The sequence below is a fragment of the Slackia faecicanis genome (genome assembly GCF_003725295.1).
Taxonomy (GTDB): domain Bacteria; phylum Actinomycetota; class Coriobacteriia; order Coriobacteriales; family Eggerthellaceae; genus Slackia; species Slackia faecicanis.
On the sequence record NZ_QICB01000004.1, the window covers coordinates 46,032 to 67,145 of the forward strand.

A 21,114-nucleotide genomic window follows, 5' to 3' on the forward strand; every position below is an offset into this window, starting at 1 on the left:
GGATTCACTCCGGAAACCTCCCTTTCGTATATGGCGATGCGGGCCGCTATTCGCGGGCCTTCGCCTGCTGCCAGAGCCCCTCCATCTCGTCCATGGAAAGCTCGGACACGTCGCAACCCTTGGCCCACGCCGCGCCCTCGATGAACGACCAGCGGCGGCGGAACTTCGCGCACGAGCGACGCAGCGCGCCCTCGGCATCCACATGGTGCCAGCGCGCCACGTTGACCAGTGCGAACAGGATGTCGCCGAATTCGTCTTCGGCTTCGTCGGCGTTAGCCGCGGCCTTGAACTCCTCTATTTCCTCGGCCACCTTGCGCCACACGCCGTCGGCATCGTCCCATTCGAAGCCTGCGGCGGCGGCCTTGCGCGAGATCTTCTGCGCCTGCATCAGCGCCGGGAAGCTCGTCGGCACCCCTTCGAGCAGACCCGCGCGCTCGGACGCCTGCGCGTCGGCGCTTTGCTTCTCCTGCATTTTCACGGAATCCCAAATGTCGAGCACCTCGGCGCTGTCGCTCGCCGTGCGATCGCCGAACACGTGCGGGTGGCGCCTGATCATTTTGGCGTCCACATCGCGACACACGTCGTCGATCGTGAACTCGCCCGCATCGGCGGCGATCTGGCTTTGCAGCACCACCTGCAGCAGCACGTCGCCCAGCTCTTCGCGCAAGTGGGCCGTATCGCCCGACTCGATGGCGTCAACCGCTTCGAACGCCTCTTCGATCATGTTGTGGGCAATGCTCTCGTGCGTCTGCTCGCGATCCCACGGGCAGCCGTCGGGCGCGCGCAAGGCCGCAATGGTCTCCACGAACGAATCGAACGCCTTGTGCGAAGAAGCCGGCCCGCCCTGTCCGTTTCCTTTCGAATCATGCTCGGCCATGCGCTATCCTTTCTGCTCGCTTCGCAGACGCGGCCGCAAGCGGCGCGCTGCGCGTTTCAATGTCGGTTCATGCCTATCGAAACACGCCGGCACACGAAACGCAACGACGCGCGCCGCCGGAGGCGCGACACGCATCGCCCGACGCCGCCCGCGCGCCGCAGCAGGCCCCGCCGGGCGATGCGCAAGAAGAAAGGGTCGCAAGCCTTCGGCTCCGACCCTTTTGAAAAACCCGTCCGATGCGCGCGCCGCACCCGCGGTCTTCCGCAGACACGAACGCAAAGCGCGAGACCCGAAGCGCTACTTCTTCGCAAAACGCAGCGAGATGCGCTGGTCACGCAGCGAGCAGTGCTGGCAGATCGAACACGCCACGCTGCATTCGTCGCACGGCACGCGCTCGTCGATCCAGGCGATATCGCGCCCGGCGCGGATGTAGAAATCGCCGATGGCGGCCCTAATCGCGCACGCGGCAAGATAAGGCCTGGTCACACGATCGGCAGGCATGGTACCCATCTCTTTTTTCAGGTCGTTCGCCGTAATGGCCAGCGCCTCGTCGATCGTCTTGCCCTCGACCGTTTCGGCGGCAAGGCTCGCCGCGGCGATCGTAGCCACGTCTCCGCGGCAGCGAAAACCCGCGTGCACGAACGTCTCGGTTTCCGGGTCGATCGTCGCGAACAGCTGCACGGCACGCTCGCCGTGTTTGGAAACGCCCGCCATGGAGGCAGCGTTGCAATCCTCGGGAATGCCCGCGCGCTCGAAGCGGCCCGCCAGCTCCACGATGCGCGGCGAATACACGCTCATATCGTCTTCAGGCTCCACCTGATAGATGTCCTGCGTCCTGATGATGCGCACCGTCTTGCCGCTAGCCTGGTGTTTCGCAGGCTCGGAATCGGAGAAGTCGATGTTTTCGTGGCCTTCGTAATCGTACATGGAGCCTCCTACATATTGGCGCGGCGCTCGACCGATTCCCATTCGGCCAAGGCCTTCGCCTGCGCGTCGCTCAAATAGTCGGTGGAATAGAAATACACGTCGCCGTTGGAGGCGCTGCACGTTTTGACATCGGGATACAGGCCCGACTCCTGCACGGCCTCGAACGCGGCCGCGATACGTTCCGCGGTCATATAGACCGGGCGGTTCGTCAGCGATTTCGCCTTCATGGGACGCGGGTAGACCTTCGATTCGTGGCGCGCGTTCTCGACCAGCGTGGCCACGTCGTCGTTTTCGGCGGCAAGAAACGCCCAGCGCGCGAACGATTCGCTCATCTCGTCGGTCGAATACAAATAAACGCTCGACCCTTCGAGAACCGCGATGTCGTCGAGCTCCCAGGCCTCTTCCGAAGCCTCGGCCGCAAGGCCGTGATTCCCTGCGGCTTCGTCGGACCCGCCCGCAGCGGCTTCGGGCGTCGCGGACGCGACGGGCTGAACGGCGGGTTCCCCAGAAACGTCCGCATCGGGATCAGCCGGCGCCGGCGCGTCCGCGCCCTGGCGAGCCTCGGCGCCGGAAGCCTCGACGGCTGCAGCGTCCGCAAACGAAGCTTCTTTCGCCGCAGCCTCTGCCGCCTCGCGACGCTCCTGGGCCTTGGCTTGCGCATCGATGATCGTATCGAACACCAGCGCCGTGAACGCGCCCGCTTCCATATGCTCGGGAACGAGGTCCACCGATTCCCAGTAATCGGGCGTGGTCAGTTCGCCGCCGCGGGAGCGCAGGCGAATGTCGTCGAACACGGTCTGCAGCGCCTCGTGCTCGAAATACGCCTCGCGCTGGACCTCGTCCATCGCGGCGATGCGCTGCTCTTCGGCCTCGCGCGCCTCGTCCGGGTCGACCAGATCCGACACGTCGCGCCCGGCGAGCATGGCGGCGAGGAATTCCTCTTCCGGCGTGCGCTGCACGGCCTGCTCCGCGCCGAAAACGCCCCCCATGCCGGCGCCTTCGCCCTGGCGGCCTTCGAATGTCTCGTTCATATATGCCCCTCTTCCCCATAATTCGGGCATGCGCGACGGCGGCCGCGCCTGCAAACAACCGATGCATCCATGCTGCCACGACCTCGAACGATGCTTGTACCCTCTTTCAGGATATATGGCCCCCTTCGCGCGAAAACCCCGAGAAACCCGGCGCGGACCCGGATCGCGGCCGGCACGCGCGCCACGGCGCGAACCTCGCCGGGCGTGCAGCGTTATAATGACAGTTCTTAGTTCTGGAGGGGGAACTTTCATATGACGCGACATGCCGAAACAAGCAAAACCATGTCGGACATCGCCCAAGCCTGGAGGCTTCTTGCCCCCACGGTGCTCGGCCTGATGTGCGCGCGCCTCGGCCTGATCGTGGCCACCTACGGAAGCTATGCAAGCACCGATGCCGGCGTGTTCACCGACGGCAGCAGCCTGGCGGCCATGGCGCCGATCGTCATACTCATGCTATATCTAGGCGTCACGCGCAAACGCCTTCCCAAAAAACCGTCTTCGCCATCACCGTCGCAGCCATAACGATCCAGTCGACGGCCACCATCCTGCTGGGCATACTCATACTCCTGCCCGGAACGTGGCGCTTCTTCGAGCTCGTTCTGTCGACGATAATCACGCTTGCAAGCTGGATAGCGATCTTTTATTGGCTTCGCAGGGCGCGCGGCACGTCCTCATCGGCCGCAGCCGCGATCGCATTCGGGTCGCTCCTGCTCAGCGAGCCCGTAATCTACGTCGCATCGTTGCTGCCTCGGGGCATTGCGTGCATCGCCGTCGGCTTGACGGCCGGCCTGCAATTCCTCTTCCAGAAAAAGGCGCGCCTCAAACCGCTCCCCGAAAAGGCGCATGCAGACAAAATGCCGATCGGCTACTTCGGCTTCGCCAAACGAACGCAAGACGGCGTGCACGTGTTGGGCGTTCTTGCGTTCGGCATGTTCATCCTGTCGGTCGCCGTAGGAGCGCTGCGCGGCTTCCCCGACGGCCAGGCCGTACCGTTCCAGCCCGTCACCCGCATCGGATACATGCTCATCGTCATGACGTTTTTCGCCATACTGATCTGGCAATCGTTCCGCGGGTCGCGCAGCATCATGTCCACCACGATCTGGCTCATGCTTGAAATGTTCGGCATCTTCGCCGTGACGGCCTACGCGGCCTTTCCCGGCGCGTCCGACATCGGCGCCATGTTCACCACCGTGTTCAACGCGGGCATGACCGGGTTCATGTGGTATCTGGTAATCGCGTTCTCGAGCTTCGGCAAGCGCGATCCCTATTATTACGCAGCCGCAGGATGGACCGTCTACATTCTTCCGCGCGCCCTTGCGCGCTCGGGCATCGTGGCGATCGCCCCCTACGCTTCGGGCGAGGCCCTGCAAACGGCCATCGTGGCAGGGCTGATCCTGGCAAGCGCGCAGGTGGTATTCATCCAACTGGTCTGGGTGGACCACCGCGAAAAAGACGGCGCCGACAGCAGCACGTCGAAAAGCATACAGACGCTTCTCGGCCTCGACGACGTCGATGACGTTCCCGACGACCCCGAGAGCATCCGCCGCGCCCTTATGCAGAACAACACGCGGCAGCTGCAGGAGCAGTTCATGCTTTCCGACCGCGAAACCGAAGTGCTTACTCTGTACGCGATGGGCCTGACGCAGCGCAAAATCGCCGACGAGCTATGCATCTCGCCCGGCACCGCGCATACGCACATCAAGCGCATCTACGCAAAGACCGATCTCCACTCGCGCCAGGAAATCCTCGACTACATCGCCCAATACACTGGCTAAACGCACGAAAGCCGCCCGAAAAGGCGGCTTTCGACTCCAATGCGATATACGCGAAAAAGCGAGTTAGTCCTCGACGATTTCGGTGATGCAGCCCATGGGGCACTCTTCGACGCAGTCGCCGCAGGCGATGCAAGCGTCTTCGTTCTCGAGCACCACGACGCCGCCGGCAATCTCAAGAACGCCCTGGGGGCATGCGTCGACGCAGATGCCGCAGCCGATGCATTCATCGGTTTCAAGTACGGGATGAGGCATAACATACTCCTTTTTCCATTGGACACATCGGCGCTCGCAACCAGGCGAGCCCCTATCACCTGCACGCAAGATACCATTGCACCGCCGGTTTGCAAGAAAAATTCGTGAATTGAAGCCGAACGGCATCCAAATACCGAATATGAAACCCTATGCATTATGTATGGTTTATGAAACGGACACCGCCCGCCGACGACGGGCGCTTGCACTCCGGAAGTATAGAAAAAGTTGCTTGGGGCAATTGCGGGATCAAGGTTTCTATGGGATACTGAACGGTACCGAAAATGGCGACATTTCGCTTACACACACTTCAAATACCGCATGAGCGAAAGGACCCTATCTCATGGCAACGAAGCTTTCTCGTACCGCCTGTCCCGTCGAGGCGACGCTTTCCTTGATATCGGACAAATGGAAGATCCTCATTCTGCGCGATCTTCTGACGGGCACGAAACGCTTCGGCGAGCTGAAGAAGTCCATCGGAAGCATTTCGCAGAAGGTGCTCACTTCCAACCTGCGCGCCATGGAAGACGACGGCCTGATCGTCCGCCAAGTGTTCGCCGAGGTTCCGCCTCGCGTCGAATACACGCTCACCGATCGCGGCGAAAGCCTGCGCCCGATCGTCGACGCCATGCGCGTCTGGGGCGAAGAGCACCAAGCCGAGCTTGCGGCCGAAGAAGCCGCCAAGCAAGCGGCCGAAGCCGCCGAATAGCGATCGTCGCGCACAACGAGACGCCGCCCCGCACAAAAGACAACTCGCGCAACACAGCCGTAGCGCACCCTGAAGCCGTAGGACGGACCTGCGGCTTCTTTCATTCGCACACCCTCATTTCAGCCACGAATCGCTTTTGCGCATGGCCTTCAGGACCGCCCAATCGCGCTGCTTCATGCGCGGGTCGGCCAAATCGCGCGCGAACGACGAGAACGCCGCATAGGCGCGCCCGAACACGAATCCGTGGGCGTTCAGCGCGACAGGTTCGCGATACGCATCCTGCACAAGGCGCGCGGCCGCGCCATCCGCCAGCACCAGCATCAAAGGATCGAGCGCCTCCACGGCGGCAAACAGATTCTTGTGCACCTGACGCGCGACGGCGTGATCGGCGCCCTCGCCTGCGACCTCATGCGCACTGGTGCCCGACGCCACGCCCGCGCCGGCAGCCGCCCGAACATCCAAGAACACCGGCTCGTCCAGCCCGATGCCCGCGCACGCCGCCGCAAGAGCCGTGCGCGCCGCGGCGGGCAGCTCGTCGGCGTACGCCACGCATACGGCCGCATCCACAGGCCCCTCCATGGCTGATGCATACGGCGCCAGCGCGCGGCGCTTCGCCTCGACATACATGTTGTTATTATTGCCTGGAGTTTTCACACCGTTTCCTTGTTCCCGCCGAACCCTTGCTTCACTTGGAACAATAATAAGACATGTGAACAACGGAGCGCCGCGTTGGCGAAGCGGCTCCGTACAACCGACCCAAGGAGGCGCGCCATGTGCACCAACGGAATCAACACCGCCCAGTTCGAGCAGATGATCGACCAGATCGACGACCACGTGAAGCTCGAGCGCCGTTGGGCCCACAACCTGGGACATCAGGCCGAAGACGCGGGCTACGCCACCGTGGGCGCGAAGCTGCATGAGGCCATGGCCCAGCTCGACGCCGTGCGCGCCCTGCTCGACGACGCCAAAGAGGCCCTCGAAGACGACGCGCGCGATGCCAGCGGCGTCACCGTGGAACTGGTGTAATCCATGGGCCGAGACCTCATGCGGTTCTCGGTGGCCATGCCCGAGGACCTTCTGATACGCTTCGACGCCCTGGTCGCCAAGCGCGGATTGGCCAAAAATCGCAGCGAGGTCGTGCGCGACCTGGTGCGCGAGGCCCTGGCCGAAGAAGACTGCACGCTGCCCGGCGAAGAGGTCATGGGCACGCTCACCATCGTGTTCGACCACCATTCGGGCGACGTGCGCGACAAGCTGGACACCATCCAGCATGAATACTACGAACAGATCGTCACGTGCCTGCACGTGCATCTGGATGCGCACACCTGCATGGAAGTGATCATCTTGCGCGGCGAAAGCGCGCTGGTGCAATCCATTTCCAACATCATCCTGGGCACCAAGGGCGTGACGCACGGGCACCTGACCATGACCACCACGGGCCACGGCCCCTATCACGACGGAGCCGAAGGCGACGTGGCCAGGGCCTGGGCCCACGACCATCCGCACACCCCCGCGGGATCGGCCCTCTATCCGTCCCGCTAGGACGCGACGGGCCGAGCCGCATGCGGCGTGGAACAAGAAGACAGGAGAATCATGAAAGAAGCTCTCGACATAGAAGTGCACGGCATCGTGCAAGGGGTGGGCTTTCGCCCCTTCGTCTATAAAGCCGCGCGCAGGCATCTGATCTGCGGCTGGGTACTCAACGCCACGGCGGGCGTGTTCATCCACGCCGAAGGCGAATCGAAAGACCTCGACGATTTCGTGCTCGAGATTTCCGACCATGCGCCCGCGGCCGCGCGCGTCACCGAAATCCATATGAAAGAAGTGCCCCTGGCCGACTTCCAGGATTTCACGATCCGCTATTCCGACGAAGCCGAGGCCCAGGCCACCACGCTGGTATCGCCCGACCTGGCCACCTGCCCGGAATGCGCGGCCGAGCTGTTCGACCCGGACAATCGCCGCTATCGCTATCCCTTCATCAACTGCACTAACTGCGGCCCGCGCTTCACGATCATCGATAAGCTGCCCTACGACCGCGAATACACGTCCATGAACGGCTTCGCCATGTGCGAGCAGTGCGCCGCCGAATACGCCGACCCTGAAGACCGCCGCTTCCACGCGCAGCCCGACGCCTGCTTCGAATGCGGCCCGCACCTGACGTGGCGCACGGTGGACCGCTCGCTCGACGCCGAAGCCGACCTGGCGCGCCATCGCGAAGCCGAAGCGGCGGGAGCGCCCGCCGACGCCGACGGCACGCCCCGCGTGGGAGCCGACCTGGCGTCGTCCGATGCGATCATCGACGCGGCCGTCGCCCTGTTGAAAAACGGCGGCATCGTGGCCGTGAAGGGCCTGGGCGGCTTCCATCTGGCATGCGATGCGCGCAACGCCGACGCGCTGGCCGAGCTGCGCCGCCGCAAGCGCCGCGGCACCAAGCCGCTTGCCGCCATGTATCCGACGCTGGACGCCCTGCGCCGCGACTGCCTGGTGGACGACGCGGAAGAACGCCAGCTCACGGGCCCGCAGCGCCCCATCGTGCTGCTGCGCAAGAAGCCGGGCGCGCATTTCGCGGAAGGCCTGGCCGACGGGCTGGGCGAAGTGGGCGCCATGCTGCCCTACACGCCGCTGCAGCACCTCATGCTGGCCGCATTCGGCGGCCCGCTGGTCATGACCTCGGGCAACCTGCATGACGAACCCGTCCAGACCCAAGACGACGAAGCCTTCGTGGCGCTGCACGGCATCGCCGACGCGTTCGTGGGCAACGACCGCCCGATCCGCACCCGCTTCGACGATTCCGTCGTGCGCGTGATTTCCGTGGGCGGCGCCGACGAAGCGGTGCAGACCGTCCGTCGCGCGCGCGGCTTCGCGCCCCTGCCCGTGGCCACCGGCGAAACCGACGGCACCACCCTGCCCGACGGCACGCCGCGCACCATCGTGGCCGCAGGCCCCGAGCAGAAAAACACCTTCTGCCTGCTGCGCGGCGCAGATGCCTTCGTCAGCCAGCACATCGGCGATATGGAAAACGCCGAGACCTACGACGCGTGGCTCGACACTCTGGCGCGCTTCGAAGGCCTTTTCGAGGCGAAGCCCGTCGCCGTGGCCTGCGACATGCATCCCGAATACCTGTCCAGCAAGTGGGCGGCCGAGCGCCACGACGAAGGCATGCCCCTGTGCAAGGTGCAGCACCACCACGCGCACATCGCCGCCGTGATGGGCGAGAACAACCTGAACGAAGCCGTGATCGGCGTGGCCTTCGACGGCACGGGCTACGGCGTGGACGGCGCCATCTGGGGCGGCGAAGTCATGCTGTGCAACCGCACCGATTTCGAGCGCTTCGCCAACTTCTCCTACGTGCCCATGCCGGGCGGCGCGGCGGCCATCAAGAACCCGCTGCGCATGGCCTACGGCGTGCTGTGGCAGTACGACCTGCTGGAGCACCCCGCCGCCCAGCGCGCCCTGGCAAGCCTGGGCGATACGGCCGACACCTGCGAGCGCATGGTGGAACGCGGCCTGAACTGCCCCATGACCTCGAGCGCGGGCCGTCTGCTCGATGCCGCCAGCGCGCTGCTGGGCATCTGCACGCAGCCTACTTACGAGGGCGAGGCGGCCATCATGCTCGAAGCGGCCATCGCCGGCGTGACCACCGACGCGAGCTACGAAATCGGCCTGGTGAAAAACACCGCGCTGGAAACCAGCACCGCGCACGACACAAGCGTCGTGCTGCTGGACGCCGAGACCATGTTCGAGGCCATGCTGGACGATATGGAAGCCGGCGTGGAAACCTCGTTCATCGCCGCGAAGATCCACAACGCCTTCGCCACGGCTATCGCGCAGGCATGCCTGGTGGCCAACGCCGCCTACGGCATTTCCACCGTGGCTCTGGGCGGCGGCGTGTTCATGAACCGCTACCTGACCGAGCGCGCCGTGGCCCTGCTGCAGACGGCCGGGTTCACCGTGGCGCTCTCCCAGGAGCTTCCGCCCAACGACGGCGCCGTCTCGTTCGGCCAGGCCGTGGTGGCGCAAGCCCGTTTCGCGACGCAAGATTAACCGCACAGCGCCGGGCCCGCGGGCTCGGCGCCTTCTTCGACACACGCGCATCGCAGGCGCGCCGCGCCGCATGCGAGAAAGGACGAACATGTGCTTGGCAATTCCCGCTAGGATCGCAGAAATCGGCGAAGACAACCTTGCCACCGTCGATATTCTGGGCGTCACGCGCAAGGTTTCGGTGGACCTGACCCCGCAGGCCGCCGTGGGCGATTACGTGCTCGTGCACGCAGGCTTCGCCATCGAGGTGGTCGACGAGCAGTTCGCCCAGGAAACGCTCGATCTGATCAGGGATTTCCCCGAACTGGCAGACGCCGAAGCGGTGTAGGGCCATGGTTGATCAGAACAGCTTCAAAGACCCCGTGCTGGCGCGCGGCCTGATCAAGAGCATCCAAACGCTCGCGCCTGAGCACGCCACGCTTATGGAAGTGTGCGGCACGCACACCGTGGCCATCGCGCGCAACGGCATCCGCGACCTCATGCCCGAAGGCTGCAAACTGGCCAGCGGCCCGGGCTGCCCCGTGTGCGTCACCGCCAACCGCGATATCGACGCCGTAATCGCCCTGGCCCGCGTGGAAAACGTGATCCTGACCACGTTCGGCGACATGACGCGCGTGCCCGGCAGCTCGTCTTCGCTGCTCAAAGAGCAGGCCGCGGGCCGCGATGTGCGCATCGTGTATTCGCCGCTCGACGCGCTGAGCATCGCGCAGGCCAACCCCGACCGCCCCGTGGTGTTCGTAGGCGTGGGCTTCGAAACCACCACCCCGCTGGTGGCCGTGGCCATCAAGCGCGCCGCGGCGCTGGGCCTGAAGAACTTCAGCGTGTACGCCGCCCACAAGAACATGCCGGGCGCCCTGGACGTGCTGATGGGCGATTCCGAGCTGAAGGTGGACGCCTTGATCCTGCCCGGCCACGTGAGCACCATCATCGGCATCGAGCCGTACCGATTCCTGGCCGAAAAGTACGGCATTCCCGGCGTGATCACCGGCTTCGAGCCGCTCGACGTGCTGCAAGGCATCGCCATGCTGATGCGCCAGCTGCATGAAGGCCGCGCCGAAATCGAGAACGCCTACGCCCGCGGCGTCATGGCCGAAGGCAACCCCGTGGCCCTGGCCGCGATCGACGACGTGTTTGAAACCTGCACCGCCACCTGGCGCGGTTTGGGCCCGATCGAAGGCAGCGGCTACCGCATTCGCGAACAGTACGCGCAGTTCGACGCGCTGCGCCGCTTCGAACCGGAAATCGAAGAGACCCGCGAACCGCGCGGCTGCCGCTGCGGCGACGTGCTGCGCGGCATCATGGCGCCCAACGAATGCCCGCTGTTCCGCACCGTGTGCAGCCCCGAAAACCCGGTGGGTCCGTGCATGGTGAGCTCGGAAGGATCGTGCGCGGCGTACTACCGGTACTACTGATCCTCCCAACTTGACGCGAGCGCCTGACAGGCTACCGCAGAACTGAAGGGGCGGGGTGATGGCCTTCGTGCTCAAACAGTCCTGAGCTCGCACAGACAGCACAGAAGTGCTGTCTGGCTCGTGCGGAACTGCGCGCGAAGGCCATCACCCCGCCTGCAAGATTAACCATTCTGCAGGAACGCGCGGGCGCTCGCTGTCGCTTCGCGCGTAGCGGGCAATCGGCGCGCCGCGCGCACTCGTCCTCGCAGGGAAGGAAGTGCTTTCATACCCCTCAATCAAACGCTGCGCCTCGGCGACCGAAAGCCGCGCCGACGAAGCCGGCAGCAACGCCGGACCTAGTACATCATGCCAAAAGCCCACAAGGGAATCACGTTGCCGTAGCCGTATTCGATATCGTCCTTCACCACGAAAGCGTTCTCGATACCGGCAACCTGGCTTTGCCCCTTATTCTTGCCGCCGACCTCGAACGTGATCCCCTCGATACAGAAATCGGAAGCAGGCGAAGCAACCACATCGTGCCCCACGCGTGCCTGGTTCAGTAAGAACGTCTCGCGCACGGTTCCGGGATCGGTCTCGCTACCGCCCAGGCAATGCAGGATATTCGGATTGTCCAGGTAGACCTTCTCGGCCTTCCCGAGCGCGCCCAGGCCGCCCGCACCGCTCCGCAGCTGCGCGATCATGCCGGCTTTCTCAAGGTACATCAGGTATTCCTCGACCACGTTGCGACTGACCTGCAGCTGCTTGGCCAAGCTGGACATGTTGGGCTTGAACGGAACCAGCGTGCTGATCACGGCAAGCAGCTTCTTGAGCTTGCGGCCTGTCGCGGCCGTCATGCCCGCGAACAGAGGAATATCCACCTCGAGCGTGCGCGAAATCACCTGTTCGAGCTCCGTTGGGAAATCGGCGTCCACGCCGAACGGGTAGTATCCCGACTGCAGATAGTCGTGGAAATACGGAAGCGGCCGCATGAGCGGCGGGGTTTCGGCCTTGTGCGCCAGCACGTCCTCGAGCGTAAGCGCCGGCAGCTCGATCCCATGCCGGATGGCCAGATACTCGCGAAACGACAGCCCCTGCATCAGATAGCGGGGAGCACGACGGCTCAGGTCGGCCTCGCCCTTCTCGATATCGAGGATGGACGACCCGGTAAAGTACACGTGGAGCTGAGGGAATACGTCGTACATGAGCTTGAGCTCGCGCGACCAGCCCGGATACTTGTGAACCTCGTCGATGAACAGATACGTGCCGCCGGCCTTGCAGAACGCCTCCGCCGTATCGAACAGCGTATGCGCGGTGAAATACAAGTCGTCGGCAGAAAAATACAGCGTATCGGACAGGTCATGGGCGTTCTTGATGCGCTGCAGGAACAGCGTGGTCTTGCCCACGCCTCGCGGACCCACCAGGCCCAGCATGCGATTATCCCAGTTGATGCGATCGTACATGTATCTGCGGAAGTCCTGAGGCGCATACGCCAACTGACGCCGCATCTGCTCGTAGAGCCTCTCCATCGGGCCGCCTCCCTTGAAATTTCATGCACTAAAGCGGTGCATATTTTCTCATTTTTTGCACTATTATAGTGCAGTATTTTAGGGCTATCGGGCAATTTGAGTTGCTTCTCGCACTACTATAGTGCGTAATTGCTCAAATAATGCACTATAGTAGTGCATTATTTTTTACCTCGCAAAGCCTTTCCTTTCCGCGGGGGGTCATGCTGGCCCTGAACATCCAAAGAAGCCCGACGATTCAGCCGGCGGAATCCTTCGCGACCCGGCCGACCGCAGATGTTCGGCGAGGATCCGGTCGCCGTGACATTCAAAATTCCGAAACCTCAACTCGCGGCAATGGACGAGCGAGGCACGGCCCGAACGAGGGTCGAAGCGACCGCCTGCGCGACCTGCGCGCGGTGTTCGGCGACGTGATAATGCGGGCGCTGCTGGCCATCCTCTCCGACAGCCAGGACATGATGGAGCAGTTCAACAAGAACCCGGAAGCCTATACGAAGATCATGAATAACGACCTCTTGCCGGTCGTCTACCGCCGCTGCAACGCCAAGCAGGACTAAGCTTGTCTGCAACACACGATGCGCGCGTCGGCGCTCTGCGCGCCGCCCGCATGAAACGCAGACCAAGGAGCACTTCCCATGAATGACGAAACCGTTTTGCTCGGCCACGGCTCGGGCGGCACCATGATGAAACGCATCATCGACGAGGTGTTCGCCGCGTCCTACGGCAGCGAAGAGCTTGCCCAAGGCGACGACGCCGCCGTTCTGCCCGCGCCCGCCTCTGGCGAGCGCCTGGCGTTTTCCACCGACACCTTCGTGGTGACGCCGCACTTCTTCCCCGGCGGCAACATCGGCCGCCTGGCCGTGTGCGGCACCGTGAACGACGTGGCCACCAGCGGCGCACGCGTGAAATACCTGTCGGTGGGCATGGTGCTGGAAGAGGGCTTCCCCATGGACGACCTGCGCCGCATCTGCGCCACGATCGCCGAAACCGCACGCGAGGCCGGCGTGCACGTGGTGACGGGCGACACCAAGGTGGTCAACCGCGGCCACGGCGACGGCATTTACATCAACACCGCGGGCGTCGGCCTGATCCCCGCCGAGCGCAGCCTGTCGGGCGCGCACTGCAAGCCGGGCGACAAGGTGCTCGTCAGCGGCACCATGGGCGACCACGGCATTGCCATCATGACCCAGCGCGAGGGCCTTTCGTTCGCCGCGCCCGTCGAAAGCGACGCCGCGCCGCTGAACCATCTGATCGCCGAGGTGCTCGAAGCCGCGCCCGAAACGCGCTGCTTCCGCGACCCCACGCGCGGCGGCCTGGCCTCCACGCTCAACGAGTTCGCCGCCCAGTCGGGCGTCGACATCGTGGTGCGCGAAGACGACGTGCCCGTGAAAGACGTGGTGCGCGGCGCATGCGACATGCTGGGCTACGACGTGCTGCAGGTGGCCAACGAGGGCAAGATGGTCTGCGTGGTTCCGGCCGACCAGGTCGACGCCGCCCTTGCCGCCATGCGCGCGAACAAGTACGGCGCCGACGCCGCCATCATCGGCGAAGTGGCCGAAGCCTCGCCCGAGCGCGGCCCCAAGGTGTATCTGCAGACGGGCTTCGGTAGCAAGCGCATCCTGGACATGCTGGTGGGCGAACAGCTTCCGCGCATCTGTTAAGCAACCGTTGCGAAAGCGCACGGCGAACGGCCGGCCTCCTTTTCGAGGGGGTCGGCCGTTTTTCATGGGCACGCGCCCTGATCGCGCCTCTCACCAGGAAAAACGTCGGTGTTTCACGTGAAACAGGCGGAATGCGGGCACGTGGCGCGCCGCGGCCGCCAAGAAGCGTATCCCACACTGTCTCTCCACATGAGAGCGCATAAAGTGGCGGACGATACTCCCCATTTGGTACACTATGCGGCCAAAGCGAAAATACCACGATGGCGCACGTTGTTTCGTGCGCCATTTTCTTGCATATCGTTTTCGAGAAAGAGAAAGCCCATGCTTGCCAGCGAAACCGAGAAACTCTACCCCGCTGCAAAAACCTTGGTGCGCGATAAGGTTGCCAGCCGCATCCACGCGAAAGACCACACCCTGTACGCGTTCGAAGAGGGCGCGTGCGATTGCGCCGCCGACTTCATGGGCTGGGCCGATCTGGCCACCAACCCGCCGTATCCGTGCGAGCAGATCCAGGCCTTCGCGAAAAAGGCCATCGCCGACGGCATCGAAACCGTGCTTCTCATCGGCCAGGGCGGTTCCACCCAGGCCCCGATGACCATCACCAAATACAACAAGATCGACCGCAACGCCGTGGATTTCAAGGTGCTCGACTCCGTGTCGCCCGTGCGCGTGCGCACCATCCTGACCGGCATCGACCTTGAAAAGACGCTCGTGCTGGTGTCCAGCAAGTCGGGAGGCACCATCGAAATGCGCAGCGTGCTTGACGCCGTGGTGGACCACTTCGCCGAAACCATGCCCGCCGAGCAGATCCCATCGCATCTGGTGGCGATCACCGACCCGGGCAGCGGCCTTGAGGCCCGCGCGCTTGACGAGCATTGGCGCGCCTGCTTCCCGGGCGAGCCCACCGTGGGCGGCCGCTTCAGCGCGCTGTCCGTGTTCGGCCTGGTTCCCGCCGCGCTGGCAGGCATCGACCTGGCCGATTTCCTGGGCCATGCCAAAGAGGCCGAGCAGGCCTGCAGCGAAGACGCCGTGGACAACCCGGCCATCGCGCTGGCGTCGTTCCTGTTCGACAACTACCTGGCGGGCCGCGACAAGTTCTGCTTCTTCACGCCGAAGCGCGGCCGCGTTCTGGGCCTGTGGATCGAGCAGCTGGTGGCCGAAAGCCTGGGCAAAAACGGCCTGGGCATCCTGCCGAACATCGAAATCGACACGCTGCTTCTGGCCGAAGACCCCAAAGACCGCTGCGTGATCACGTATTCCACCAAGACCGACCTGTGGGACGAGCGCAAGAACTTCGACCTCAGCCTGGCCTACCTGGACGACGCTATTCCGCGGCTTTCCTTCCGCATCGAAAGCGCGGCCGAGCTGGCCGAGCATTTCGTCATGTGGGAATACGCCGTGGCCATGTGCGGCTATCTGCTGAAGGTGTGCCCGTTCGACCAGCCCGACGTGGCGTCCACCAAGGCCGCCGCGCTGCAGATCCTGGCACAGGGCCAGCCCGAGCCCGATTTCGAAGAATCGTTCATCGGCCGCGTGCATATGGGCGAGGCCGAGGTCACCATGGCCCCGTGCGTCAAGGCCGACACGATCAAAGGCGCGCTGTACAACCTGTTCTCTTCCGTGCAGCCAGGCGATTATTTCGCGCTCAACGCGTTTCTGCCGTTCGACGGCGAAGGCCGCCGCGAAGCGCTCGAAGTGATCCGCCACGGCGTGGCCGACAAGCTGGGCGTGGCGTCATGCCTGGAAATCGGCCCGCGCTATCTGCATTCCACCGGCCAGCTGCACAAGGGAGGCCCCAACAAGGGCGTGTTCCTGATCATCTCGGCCGACGAGCTCAAAGACATTCCGCTGAGCAACGTCGAGGCCGAAAGCCTGGGCGCGCTGGCCAAGGCGCAAGCCGCAGCCGACCTGTCCATCCTGATCGAACGCGGCCGCCGCTGCATGCATCTGCACCTGCCCGACAACTCGGGCGTCACCATTCGCGCCCTGGGCGATGCCGTGATGCGCGTGCTCTACCGCATCGACGCCGAACGCGCCGCAGAGGCCCAGGAAGCCGCTGACGAAGCGCCCGAGGAATAGGGCGCGCGCACAGCAGCGAAGCCCTTCATATGCCCGAGAGGCGGCCGGACGCAGGTCCTGCCGCCTCTTTTCGTTGCGCGCCGAACCCTTGCGCCCAGCTAGCCCTCCACGTCGTAGAACACGCCTTTGGAGCGGCCGTATTCTTCGAAGAACTCCGTGGCCGAACATGCGGGAATCTTCGACGCCGAAAACCCGCGCACGTCGCGCGTCAGAATGTAGTCGGCCTTGATCTTTTCGGCAGCGACCGACACCAGGCAGTCCTCGAAATCGGGCCATTCCAGCGAAGCCGCCCTGGCGATATCGGCGCCGTCTATCGAGCAGACGTTCAGATATTCCATGCTCTTCGAAAACATGCGTTGCACCGCTTCCGACCCGAGGGGCTTCTTCAGGACATAGAAGACATCGGTGTAGGATTTCGCGGACGTCCACAGCTCCGCATCGCCGAACAGGCGCATCAGCATGAGGCGCTCGCAATCGGCGAAAAAGAGCTGACGGCGGCCGAAAAGATCGATCAGCGCGTTCGTATCAAGCAAGAGCCTCATAATCGGCGCGCCTCCCTTCCTCCAACAGCTCCTTATAAGAGCAGCCCTGCCAGAACGATTCGGGAACTTCGCACGTCATGGAATCGAGCGCTACCCGCAGCGCATCGCGTTGTGCAGGCGTAGGCGTTTTCACCGACCGGCCGCCCGAAGGATCGGCCTCGTCGTGCGCATGCGCGCACGGCAGCGCGCCCGTTTCAAGCACGTACGAATACGCCGCGTTCACGAGCTGGGTGGGCGTGGCCCCGATCGAGCGCAGCACCCGGGCCCCATGTTCTTTCACCTCGACAGGAACCCGCGCCGTGACCACCGCATCCATGGCTCCCCCCTTCATCGGCCTATTGTAATACCGTATTACAATAGTATTTCAGAGCGGCCCCGAAAACGCAACGATGCGCACGCTCCGCCGACCGAAAAGCTCGCGAAGCCGTCGCGCATGTCGCCGGACGTTCGCCCTAAAAACGCAAAAGCGGGCGAAGGGGAATCCTTCGCCCGCTTAGAGCTGCCGCACGCGAACGCGGTTCGCGCTATTTCTCCGGGAAGAACACCTGGAGCATTTTCTTGTCGCCGGGCTTGCCCAGATACGAACCGACCACCATGAGAACGAGCGCCACCGTGATGCCGATCACGATCTGATGCAGGCCGAACAGCTTGAAGCCGATCGCCATGGTGAGGCAGTAGGTCAGCGTGCCGCCCACCATGGACGCGATCGCGCCCGTCTTGTTCGCACGCTTCCAGAACAGAGCGCCCACGAACACCCAGCAGAACGCCGTCTCAAGGCCGCCGAACGCGAACATGTTGATCTTCCAGATCACGTCGGGCGGGGTGACGGCCAGCACGAACACGATCACGCCGATGCCGAACGTGGCGATCTGGCTGAAGCGGGAGACGTGCGCGTCCTTCACTTCGACGCCCTTTTCCTCGGCGCGATGCAGCCACAGGTCTTTGACGATCGCGGAAGAGGAAGCGATCAGCAGCGACGAAACCGTCGAGATGGACGCGGCGATCGGGCCGACGATCGCGATACCCGCAAGCCACGGGGGCAGTGTCTGGGCGATGGCGATCGGAATGATGTTGTCGACGCTTCCGCCGTATGCGGCCAGGTCGTCGGTCAGCACGCCCGCAGACAGCGTGCCCAGCGCGGTGATGCCGATCATCATGGCGCCGATGATCACGGTGCCCCAGATCATGGCTTTGTGCAGCGACTTGGTGTCCTTATAGCCCATGCAGCGGACCACCGACTGCGGCAGGCAGAACGTCAGCACGCCCACCAGCAGCCACTGCGTGAAGTACAGGGTCAGAGGCATGGCGCCGCCCGCGAAAGGCTCCAGCAGCTCGGGACGGTTGGCCTGGATGGTGTTCATCACGTTCTCATAGCCGCCGCCTGCGCTGAAGATGCCGCCCGCCAGCACGGCGATGCCCACCAGCATGGCGATGCCGCACAGCGCGTCGGTCACGGCAACGCCGCGGAATCCGCCGACCGCCGTGAAGATGATCACGGCCGCGCCGAACAGGAACAGGCCGGTGACGTAGGAATAGCCCGTCACGGCCTCGAACAGCTTCGCGCCGCCGACGAACTGGGCCACCATGGTGGCGGCGAAGAACAGCACCAGGATGAACGCCGCGGCCACGGCCAGGGCGTTGGACTGGTAGCGCTCGCGGATCACGTCGATAACCGTGACGGAGCCCAGCTTGCGCGACACGAGGGCCATCTTCTTGCCCATGATGCCGTACAGCAAGAACAGCGTGACCACCTGCACCGTGGCCATGTACACCCAGCCGAAGCCGATGTTCCACGCCTGGCCGGGGCCGCCCACGAACGAGCTCACCGAGCCGTACGTGGCGATCGTGGTCATGGCGAGCACGAAGCCGCCCAGGGCGCGGTCGCCGATGAAGTATTCCTTGACGAAGCCGCCCGTCGACGCGGCGCGCGACTTCCTGCGCACCATGAGCGCGAGGCCCAGGGCCGCCAGCAAGAACACGAGCACGGGCACCAGGCCCGCGAGTCCGATTGCATTAGTCACGGTCGGCACCTTCTTCCTCGTCGTCGTCAAGATCGAAATCGGCGAAGACGCGCTTCGCCAAAAACACCGCCACCGCAACGGCGAACAGCCACGTTCCCACCGTGCCGCCGATGATCCACACGGGCGTGCCGAATACCTTCACATCGAGGCCCGAAAGGCCGAAGCCCGCCGCGGCCCAAACCGCAATGCAGAGCACGAGCGAGACCACCGTGGCCTTCGCTTCTTTGTTCGCCTGAAGCATCTTCTGGCGATAGGTCAAACCGTCTTTCGACGACGCCATGAGCGCTCCCTCCATGTTTCCAAACGCTTTCTCCTACCCGGCGCGGACCGTGAAATATCCGCCACCGGCGCCGCCTTGAAAAACGGCACGCATGATTGTATCGACGCGGCGCAAAAAGGAGCCCGATGGAACAAAGCGAAAGAAAGTTTTACACCGTTCGCCGCGCAATACGCCTTTTACCTGGGGAAACACTTGAAACCCCAGCGCGGCCGTTTTATATTTTATGCGGGGTTCTGCGGGGTACGGCACCGCGCGGCCCCTTCTGGAATGCGAAACGAACGGCATGCGGCCCGCGAAACGGGCGCCGAGCCGCCGAAGAAAGGCCCGCCATGCACCTGAAGAAAACCAAGCGCAACGGCCGCGTCTACCTTTCCATCGTGCATAACTACCGCGAAGGCGGCACCACCAAAACGCGCACGGTGGAGACCATCGGATACGCCGACGCCTATGCCGGGCAATACGCCGATCCCATCGCGCATTTCGAGGAGCGCGTGGCGGCCATGAACGAAGAGCGGCGCGCCGAGCGCACGGCGATCGAGTTCGCGTTTCCGCCCAGCTGCACCATCGACGCCAACCGCACGGAATCGGCCCGCTGGGGCGTGGCCATCGCGCTCGCCTACCTCGACGTGCTGGAAGCCAAACGAGCCATAGGCTCCGCCCATCGCGACGGCAGCCGCGCGAAAACGGCCGATGAAGCCTTCGGCATGCGGGCCGACCCCGCGCGCACCGATGCATTCATCGCGCGGCGCACGTTCGAAGTCTTCACCGTGGAACGCGTGCTGCACGCATCGCCCAAGCACGAAACCTGGGAACGGCGCGAATCGTTTCCGCGCCCGTGTGATTTCGCGATCGACGAGGCCTACCGCGTGCTTCCCGCGATCGCCCGCGCCGACGAGGGCATCGCGCGCTCGATGCGCGCGGCCTACGAGCGCATCAGGCCGAATCACGCGCCGCTCGAATGCGCGCACGTGGTTCTGGGCGCCTTCGCCTTCGACGACACCGACGACGTGGACGCCGCCGAAGAGGGCCACGTCGAAGGACGCATGGCCGTCTGCCTGGCCATGGTGCTCGACGAAGACGGCATGCCCGCAGGCTACCGGCTGCTGGAGGCCGACCCCGACGAGCACGCCGTGCAGCGCCTGGCCGCCGACATCAAGAAGAACACGGGAGCGCGACGCGTGGTCATGGTGGCGGGTCGCCTGTCGCGCGCCGAGGCGATCATGCGCATGCTGGCGACGCAGGGCGACGGATTCATCATGCACCGCCCGCTCGAAACCGCCGTGGCGGACATGCGCCACTGGGTGGCCGACGACCAGGGCTACACCACCAGCCGCTCGGGCAACTACCGCATCAAGTCGCGCGTACGCGCCGCCACGGTGCAGGCCGACGAGCAGGAAGGCGGCGGGGAGAAACGCGTCCGCGTGCGCGACATCGTGTTCTGGGGCCGCGATTACGTGCGGCGCCAGAACACGCGCGGCGATGCCGAATCGGGCTCTTTAGACGGCTACGCGTGCATCGTGACCAGCGAGCTCGATCTGAAGGCGCCCGAGGTATTCCACCTGTACCGCGAGCTGTGGCGTCTGGCCGAACCGTTCCAGGTCCTCGAGTCGGACTTCTCGCCTTCGCCGTACCCCACGCCGCGCGACGAGCATATGCGCGCGCACTTCGCCATATGCTACGCGGCGTTTTTCGCCATGCGTCTGATGCGAAGCGACCTGCACTGGCGCTTCAACGCGGCCCAGGTGGCAGACGCGCTGATCCGCATGGAGGGCGGCTATCTGGCGCAGAATTGGTTCTTGTTCGGCTACCGAAGCCCCGTAAGCGACGCGATCGAGCAGGCCGCAGGGGTTGATGCGGCCCGACGTCTGCGCACGCGCCAAGACATCCGCGAAGGAATAGCCCAGGCGCGCAGACATATCAGGGCAGGGTCCGACAAGAGAAAAGACGCATAACGAGGCCGTCTGACGAAATGCACGCGCCGACGACCATCCATCGCCCAGAAGCGAAA

General features: G+C 64.1%; 22 protein-coding genes. 12 read left to right on the forward strand and 10 right to left on the reverse strand.

Annotated features, from left to right (window positions below):
• Positions 1-46 precede the first annotated feature (46 nt).
• The 3 genes from mazG to DMP07_RS06320 all read right to left on the reverse strand — a co-directional run bounded on the left by mazG (position 47) and on the right by DMP07_RS06320 (position 2,835).
• Positions 47-877, reverse strand: coding sequence for a nucleoside triphosphate pyrophosphohydrolase (gene mazG, locus DMP07_RS06310; protein WP_123198307.1), 831 nt, complete (start codon positions 875-877; stop codon positions 47-49).
• A gap of 297 nt (positions 878-1,174) precedes the next feature.
• The gene (locus DMP07_RS06315) at positions 1,175-1,804 is read right to left on the reverse strand and encodes an iron-sulfur cluster assembly scaffold protein (protein ID WP_161957048.1); all 630 of its coding nucleotides are present in this window, start codon (positions 1,802-1,804) and stop codon (positions 1,175-1,177) included.
• Positions 1,805-1,812: 8 nt separating this feature from the next.
• Positions 1,813-2,835, reverse strand: a complete 1,023-nt coding sequence (locus tag DMP07_RS06320) for a hypothetical protein (protein WP_123198309.1) — start codon at positions 2,833-2,835, stop codon at positions 1,813-1,815.
• Positions 2,836-3,117: 282 nt separating this feature from the next.
• Between DMP07_RS06320 and DMP07_RS06325 the strand changes: the two genes are divergently transcribed.
• Both DMP07_RS06325 and DMP07_RS06330 read left to right on the forward strand, forming a co-directional pair.
• Positions 3,118-3,357 carry a hypothetical protein gene (locus DMP07_RS06325; protein ID WP_123198310.1) on the forward strand — a complete coding sequence of 80 codons (240 nt, stop codon included), beginning with the start codon at positions 3,118-3,120 and terminating at the stop codon, positions 3,355-3,357.
• Between the two features lie 332 nt (positions 3,358-3,689).
• Positions 3,690-4,610: a helix-turn-helix transcriptional regulator gene (locus DMP07_RS06330; protein WP_148039651.1), complete on the forward strand. Its 921-nt coding sequence runs from the start codon at positions 3,690-3,692 to the stop codon at positions 4,608-4,610.
• Between the two features lie 63 nt (positions 4,611-4,673).
• Here DMP07_RS06330 and DMP07_RS06335 read toward each other — a convergent pair whose 3' ends face one another.
• Entirely contained in the window at positions 4,674-4,862 is a 189-nt protein-coding gene (locus tag DMP07_RS06335) for a 4Fe-4S binding protein (protein WP_123198312.1), read from the reverse strand.
• 340 nt (positions 4,863-5,202) lie between these two features.
• On the opposite strand from DMP07_RS06335, the gene DMP07_RS06340 reads away from it, so the two are divergent.
• On the forward strand, positions 5,203-5,568 hold the full coding sequence (locus DMP07_RS06340; RefSeq protein ID WP_123198313.1) for a winged helix-turn-helix transcriptional regulator: 366 nt from the start codon (positions 5,203-5,205) through the stop codon (positions 5,566-5,568).
• A 114-nt stretch (positions 5,569-5,682) separates the two neighbouring features.
• Here the strand turns inward: DMP07_RS06340 and DMP07_RS06345 are convergent, their stop codons facing one another.
• The gene (locus DMP07_RS06345) at positions 5,683-6,222 is read right to left on the reverse strand and encodes a hypothetical protein (RefSeq protein ID WP_148039652.1); all 540 of its coding nucleotides are present in this window, start codon (positions 6,220-6,222) and stop codon (positions 5,683-5,685) included.
• Between the two features lie 117 nt (positions 6,223-6,339).
• Between DMP07_RS06345 and DMP07_RS06350 the strand changes: the two genes are divergently transcribed.
• The 5 genes from DMP07_RS06350 (at position 6,340) to hypD (ending at position 11,021) form a co-directional block, all read left to right on the forward strand.
• Positions 6,340-6,594, forward strand: a complete 255-nt coding sequence (locus tag DMP07_RS06350) for a dynein gamma chain protein (RefSeq protein ID WP_123198315.1) — start codon at positions 6,340-6,342, stop codon at positions 6,592-6,594.
• A 3-nt stretch (positions 6,595-6,597) separates the two neighbouring features.
• Positions 6,598-7,110, forward strand: a complete 513-nt coding sequence (gene nikR, locus DMP07_RS06355; protein ID WP_123198316.1) for a nickel-responsive transcriptional regulator NikR — start codon at positions 6,598-6,600, stop codon at positions 7,108-7,110.
• Between the two features lie 51 nt (positions 7,111-7,161).
• On the forward strand, positions 7,162-9,612 hold the full coding sequence (hypF, locus tag DMP07_RS06360; protein ID WP_123198317.1) for a carbamoyltransferase HypF: 2,451 nt from the start codon (positions 7,162-7,164) through the stop codon (positions 9,610-9,612).
• A gap of 88 nt (positions 9,613-9,700) precedes the next feature.
• The gene (locus tag DMP07_RS06365; RefSeq protein WP_123198318.1) at positions 9,701-9,937 is read left to right on the forward strand and encodes a HypC/HybG/HupF family hydrogenase formation chaperone; all 237 of its coding nucleotides are present in this window, start codon (positions 9,701-9,703) and stop codon (positions 9,935-9,937) included.
• Positions 9,938-9,941: 4 nt separating this feature from the next.
• Complete coding sequence (hypD, locus tag DMP07_RS06370) at positions 9,942-11,021, forward strand: hydrogenase formation protein HypD (RefSeq protein ID WP_123198319.1); 1,080 nt, start codon at positions 9,942-9,944, stop codon at positions 11,019-11,021.
• Positions 11,022-11,356: 335 nt separating this feature from the next.
• Here hypD and DMP07_RS06375 read toward each other — a convergent pair whose 3' ends face one another.
• Positions 11,357-12,526, reverse strand: a complete 1,170-nt coding sequence (locus tag DMP07_RS06375; RefSeq protein ID WP_123198320.1) for an ATP-binding protein — start codon at positions 12,524-12,526, stop codon at positions 11,357-11,359.
• Between the two features lie 200 nt (positions 12,527-12,726).
• On the opposite strand from DMP07_RS06375, the gene DMP07_RS08705 reads away from it, so the two are divergent.
• The 3 genes from DMP07_RS08705 (at position 12,727) to DMP07_RS06385 (ending at position 16,263) form a co-directional block, all read left to right on the forward strand.
• The gene (locus DMP07_RS08705) at positions 12,727-13,080 is read left to right on the forward strand and encodes a hypothetical protein (RefSeq protein WP_148039653.1); all 354 of its coding nucleotides are present in this window, start codon (positions 12,727-12,729) and stop codon (positions 13,078-13,080) included.
• A 78-nt stretch (positions 13,081-13,158) separates the two neighbouring features.
• Positions 13,159-14,184, forward strand: coding sequence for a hydrogenase expression/formation protein HypE (hypE, locus tag DMP07_RS06380; protein WP_123198321.1), 1,026 nt, complete (start codon positions 13,159-13,161; stop codon positions 14,182-14,184).
• 321 nt (positions 14,185-14,505) lie between these two features.
• Positions 14,506-16,263 (forward strand): glucose-6-phosphate isomerase, encoded by a 1,758-nt coding sequence (locus DMP07_RS06385; protein WP_123198322.1) that lies wholly within the window; start codon positions 14,506-14,508, stop codon positions 16,261-16,263.
• Between the two features lie 98 nt (positions 16,264-16,361).
• Here the strand turns inward: DMP07_RS06385 and DMP07_RS06390 are convergent, their stop codons facing one another.
• The 4 genes from DMP07_RS06390 to DMP07_RS06405 form a co-directional block, all read right to left on the reverse strand.
• The gene (locus DMP07_RS06390) at positions 16,362-16,805 is read right to left on the reverse strand and encodes a PIN domain-containing protein (RefSeq protein ID WP_123198323.1); all 444 of its coding nucleotides are present in this window, start codon (positions 16,803-16,805) and stop codon (positions 16,362-16,364) included.
• Positions 16,789-17,121 carry a hypothetical protein gene (locus tag DMP07_RS06395; protein WP_123198324.1) on the reverse strand — a complete coding sequence of 111 codons (333 nt, stop codon included), beginning with the start codon at positions 17,119-17,121 and terminating at the stop codon, positions 16,789-16,791. The genes DMP07_RS06390 and DMP07_RS06395 overlap by 17 nt, the downstream gene beginning before the upstream one ends.
• A 208-nt stretch (positions 17,122-17,329) precedes the next feature.
• The gene (panF, locus tag DMP07_RS06400) at positions 17,330-18,826 is read right to left on the reverse strand and encodes a sodium/pantothenate symporter (RefSeq protein WP_244594899.1); all 1,497 of its coding nucleotides are present in this window, start codon (positions 18,824-18,826) and stop codon (positions 17,330-17,332) included.
• Complete coding sequence (locus tag DMP07_RS06405) at positions 18,819-19,106, reverse strand: YhdT family protein (RefSeq protein ID WP_123198380.1); 288 nt, start codon at positions 19,104-19,106, stop codon at positions 18,819-18,821. The genes panF and DMP07_RS06405 overlap by 8 nt, the downstream gene beginning before the upstream one ends.
• A 329-nt stretch (positions 19,107-19,435) precedes the next feature.
• On the opposite strand from DMP07_RS06405, the gene DMP07_RS06410 reads away from it, so the two are divergent.
• Positions 19,436-21,058, forward strand: a complete 1,623-nt coding sequence (locus DMP07_RS06410; protein WP_123198325.1) for a hypothetical protein — start codon at positions 19,436-19,438, stop codon at positions 21,056-21,058.
• Positions 21,059-21,114: the final 56 nt, after the last annotated feature.